Origin of the sequence: Achromobacter sp. UBA5777 (assembly GCF_002418565.1) — a bacterium.
GTDB lineage: Bacteria > Pseudomonadota > Gammaproteobacteria > Burkholderiales > Burkholderiaceae_B > Achromobacter > Achromobacter animicus.
This window is the reverse complement of record NZ_DIEJ01000080.1, coordinates 1-3,544: the sequence shown is the minus strand read 5'-3', so window position 1 is coordinate 3,544 and position 3,544 is coordinate 1. Positions and strand designations below refer to the sequence as shown.

Here is a 3,544-nt window from a genome sequence, read left to right as displayed (position 1 = left end):
TCGCGCAGGTCCAGCACGTCGTCGGCGCGCTGGGTGACGGTGACGTTTTCCTTCACACCCCACGACATGGGCTGCTGGTGCAGCGGCAGGTAGCCGAAGTCGCTGCGCACGATGCCGAAGGCTTCCTTGATCATCGCGTTGCGCTTGGCCTGATCGGTTTCGACGCCGATCTTGTTGGTCAGCTCGTCCACTTTCTTGTTGCAGTAGCCGCCCAGGTTGAACTGGCCCGCGGCCGTCTTGGCGTCGCGGCACGAGGTCAGGTTCAGCAGCGTGTTGTGCGCGTCGGTGGAGCTGGGCGTCCAACCCAGCATGTACATGCTGGTCTGGTTGCCGGCTTGCAGCAGGATCTTGCCGAAGTACTTGGACTTGGTCTGCGCAAGCAGGTTGATCTTGATGCCCACGCGCGCCAGCATGCCGGCCACGGCCTGGCAGACCTTTTCGTCGTTGACGTAGCGGTCGTTCGGGCAGTCCATCGTCACGGTGAAGCCCTTGGGATAGCCGGCTTCAGCCAGGAGCTTTTTGGCGCGTTCAGGATCGGGCTTGTACGGCGCGCCGAAAGATTCGTCGTAGCCGTTGATCGACGTGGCGATCAGCGAGCCCAGCGGCTTGGCCGCGCCGCGCATGATCTTCTCGTTGATGGCCTTGGTGTCCACGGCCAGCACGACGGCCTCGCGCACGCGCACGTCCTTGAACGGGTTCTTGCCCTTCACGTCGGAGAACAGCAGCTCGTCGCGATCCTGGTCCATGCCGATGAAGATGGCGCGGGCTTCGGGCGCGGTCAGCGGCTTGACGCCCTTGGCGTCTTCCAGGCGTTTCCAGTCCTGCACCGGCACGGGCTGCACGACGTCCATCTCGCCCGAGATCAGCGCGGCCACGCGCGTGGCCTCCTGGGTGATCGGCTGGAAGATGACCTCGTCGATGTTGGTCTTGACGTTCTTGTTCCAATAGCCGCCGTAGCGCTTGAGCACCGTCTTCACGTCGGGCTGACGTTCGGTCAGCATGAACGGGCCGGTGCCGTTGGCGTGCAGGTTGGCGTAGTTGCCTTGGTTGTCGCCCTTGACGTTGGTGGCCTCGGTCGTCTTGTTCTTCTCCGCCCAGTTCTTGCTCATGATGTACAGGAACACCCATTCGCGCGGCAGGATGGGGTTGGGCGTGGGGGTGGTGACTTCGATGGTGTAGTCGTCCACCTTCTTGATGTCGCTGGCCTTGGCGCCGTAGCCCTTCATGTCCGAGCCCGGCGTCAGGCTGCGCTTCCACGAGAAGATCACGTCGTCGGCGGTGAACGGCGAGCCGTCATGGAACTTCACATCCTTGCGCAGCTTGAAGACCCATTTGGTGGGCTCGGGGTTCTCCCAGCTTTCCGCGAGCAGCGGCGTGAGTTTCAGATTGCCGTCGTAGCCGGCCAGCGTTTCGTAGATGTTGCCCTGGAAGCCCAGCGTGAAGGTCTCGTTCAGGGCCATCGGATCCATCGACGTGGCGTCGCCCTGATACGACCAGTGCAGCGTTTTGGCGGCCGCGCCGGCGCTGAAGGCCAGCGAGGCGGCCACGGCAGCGGCCAGCGCCGCCTGCTTGAAGTGGGGAAAAGTACGCATAGCCCTCATGCTCCGTGTGGTGCGCGGATCGCGCGACAGAAGTGACAGGGCCCCGGCCCCAAGGGGATCCGGGGCATGGCGTTGCTGCTTACGACGATGGAAGGATGGGGGCCGGGCGGCGCGCGGCGCGAACTGCGCACGGGCCGTGGTTGGCGATGCCGGTAATCACTGCGCAGGACTTCGACTTCACGATAGACCGACCCCTTGTGATTGACATGACGGGGACGGACCCGCGCCGATGCAGATCGAATCTTATCGACGCATTCGTTTAAGCGTCAATTGCTTTGGATTGGGGTTATCACGCGCTTGCCGGATGCGGTGAATGGTGCGTCTTGCGAGGCGTGCGGGCCGCCGGTCATTCCGCCGGGAGCGGCGTGGATGCTAGGGTTTTCGCCAATTCGTGCTGCATGCGCTTGCGGCGGTCGCTGTCTTCATAGTGTTTACCCAGGGCCGACCATTCGGGCCGGCTGCGCGCTTCCTTCAACGCGTCGGGCAAGGGACCCTTGCGCCATGCATCATCGGCCGGCAGGTCCAGGCGCAACGGATCGCGGGCCGCGTGGCCACGACGCTCCAACGCCTCGATCAGCTGCCGTTGGCGCAAGGCGAGCAGGCGCAGCACGGCATCGTCGACGCTGATCTCGCGATAGCCGCGCAGCTTGCCCGCGACCCGCTTGCCCAGCTTTTCGACCCCTTGCCACAAGCCGCCCGCAGCGGCGCCGATCAGCATGCCGGTGCCCAGGCTGAGACCCGCGCTCATCAGGTCGACGGCGGCGCCGGCCATGGCGCCCGCGGCCGCGCCCATGCCGACCTGCACGCCCATGTCCTTGAGCGCCTGCGGATGAAAGAGGTCCATGCCCCAGCGCTCGCCCTGCAGCGGCAACGCGTCGTCGGTGTAATCGGTGGCGCGGAAGTTGTACAGCGCGAGCAGCGCGTTGACGCAGGTCTGTTCGCGCTGGCGCACCTGATCGCGTAGCTGGCTGGACGCGGCGGTCAGCGCGGCTTCATCGCTGGGACTGGACAGATGCAGCGCGGCCACGTCGATGAGCAGATCCGCGACCAGTTCGTAGGCGGCGGCGTGGCGTTCGCGGCGCTGGGCGGCAAGGCTGTCCGACAGCCGCGCCAGCGCGCCCGCGTGGCGATCCAGCAGCACGCCGAGCTTGGCGTACAACTGCTGCTCGCCATCGAGCGGCGGCGCGATGGTGTCGAACTCCACAACGGCGTGCAGGCCCAGTCGAGCCATGGCATCGCGCCATTCATCGGCGCGGTGCGCGGGTGCGTTGACGAAGTTCAGGACCGGCAGCAGGGGACGGCCGCACGCGGCCAGGATGGCGAGTTCATCGCGATGCTTGCCCAGCACCGGATCGCGGGCGTCGATGACGTACAGCGCGGCATCGCAATCGAACATCTTGGTCAGAACGCGCGCCTCCTGTTCGTAGCGGCCGTGCGCTTCGGGCGTGTCCAGGAAACGGCGGATGCGCGCCGGGCCGTCCAGCCTTTCGCCGGGGCGGTCCAGCCGTTCCAGGTATTCCAGCAAGGCGATACTGTCTTCCATGCCGGGCGTGTCAAACCATTCCAGTACGGGCCGCCCGTCCAGGCGCAGGCGCGCGCCTTCGACGTGGCGCGTGGTGCCGGGGCGGTCGGCCACTTCACCAAACGTCGTGTCGCGGGTCAGCGTGCGCAAGAGCGATGTCTTGCCGGTGTTCGTGTGACCGACGAGGGCGATTTTGATGAGCGGGTCAGCCACGGCCGGTCTCCAGCCAGGTCAGCGGCGCGACGGGCGCCTGGAGGATGGCGTCGGCGGTCAGGCCCAGCGCCAGCAGGCGGTCGCGCCAGAGACCGGCGCGGGTGTCGGTCGCGGTGTCGCCACCGGCGCGCGGCGTGATCAGCCAGACGCGCGTCTGTCCCGCGTGGGCCGACAGGTCCGCCACCAGCGACAGCGTGCCCCGGTCGGG

3 protein-coding genes are annotated in these 3,544 nt (G+C 66.4%); all 3 read right to left on the bottom strand.

What is annotated here, in order from left to right; translation table 11 throughout:
- Positions 1 to 1,592, bottom strand: a 1,592-nt coding sequence (locus B3446_RS05605) for an ABC transporter substrate-binding protein (protein WP_291378223.1), incomplete at its 3' end; no start/stop codon positions are given.
- Positions 1,593 to 1,947: 355 nt separating this feature from the next.
- Entirely contained in the window at positions 1,948 to 3,336 is a 1,389-nt protein-coding gene (locus tag B3446_RS05600) for a GTPase/DUF3482 domain-containing protein (protein WP_291378221.1), read from the bottom strand.
- Positions 3,329 to 3,544 (bottom strand): DUF2868 domain-containing protein (locus B3446_RS05595; protein ID WP_349680020.1); only part of this gene is annotated, 216 nt, incomplete at its 5' end. The genes B3446_RS05595 and B3446_RS05600, both read right to left, overlap by 8 nt.